Raw genomic sequence first — 1032 nt, forward strand, 5'->3', positions numbered from 1 at the left:
CGAACACGTGACCCCCGCATTACGAATGCGGTGCTCTACCAGCTGAGCTAAAGCGGCCCTTGATCGCGACAGGCGGTGCCTGTCCGGCGAAGAGGCGGGTTTATTATACGGCCAATCCTGAATTGCCAAGTGCTCTTAGCATGGCTTCTTCATCTGGATGATCGGCTACGGTGATGCAGACGCCTTGAAGCCCCGCAAAAGGCCGCGCTGCAGCATCTGATATGGCGATGACCGACATGGGAGCGGCCTTCTCCGAAAGCCTCTTTGCGAGGGTAGCGCCGGCGCGCGGAGAGTGGATCATGACGGCAGACAGAGCGTCGGGAATCGTCCCCTCTGATTCCACCGTCGAGTAGACTGGGAGACGAACGACCTCGTGGTTGGGCAATAATGCGGGAAGGTCTCCGGCAGGTTGCTCCGCGCCGGGCGCAAAGACCAGTCCGGAAGACATCCGCGAGGAGATCAGCTTGGCCAAGGCTTGGATATCGCCCGCTGCAGAATGCACTTCACTAAATCCAGCGTCCGAAGCTGCACGCGCGGTCGTATCGCCCACGCAATAGGCGGGGATGTGGGTATAGGCGGCCAGCCCGCTGCGGATAGCATCGACGGTATTGGGACTGGTCAGGGCTATGCAGGCGATGGCTGATGGAGCAGGCGCGCCGTCGAAAGCATCAGGGATCGGGCGCACTTCCAACAAAGGGCGCACCACGGGTTCATAGCCCAAGGCCGATAGGCGCGTGGCGGTCGCATGGGCACCGGGGAGGGTGCGGGTAACCCAGATGCGCCCGCCGCCGCTCATTCAGTAAGAGACCTTCTGATCGCCAACTGCGGCTTTGACCTGTTGTCCAAGTTCGATGCCCAGAGCACGGGCTTGGTCGTGGCTGCAAAAGGCGGAAACCGAGCCTGTGCGGGTCCAGCGCGATTGACCATCGGGCGACAACAGCTCGGTCGACACGATCATTTCCTCGCCGTTGATATGGGCAAACGCTCCCACGGCGGTTCGGCATGACCCTTCGAGCGCCAGCATGGCACCGC

At 61.7% G+C, this 1032-nt stretch carries 1 protein-coding gene and 1 pseudogene; both read right to left on the reverse strand.

Features of this window, described 5'->3' with window-relative positions; genetic code table 11:
* Window positions 1–103 precede the first annotated feature (103 nt).
* A complete protein-coding gene (locus tag OB03_RS14500; protein WP_242912510.1) occupies window positions 104–796 on the reverse strand; it encodes a uroporphyrinogen-III synthase in 693 nt (230 codons plus the stop codon).
* Window positions 797–1032 (reverse strand): annotated as a pseudogene (locus OB03_RS14505) (hydroxymethylbilane synthase); the annotation flags it as partial.

It is taken from the genome of Brevundimonas sp. GN22, assembly GCF_054824005.1.

Excerpts from the sequence above, each read along its gene's own strand:
- OB03_RS14500 (WP_242912510.1), bottom strand. The coding sequence starts at position 796 with ATGAGCGGCGGCGGGCGCATCTGGGTTACCCGCACCCTCCCCGGTGCC.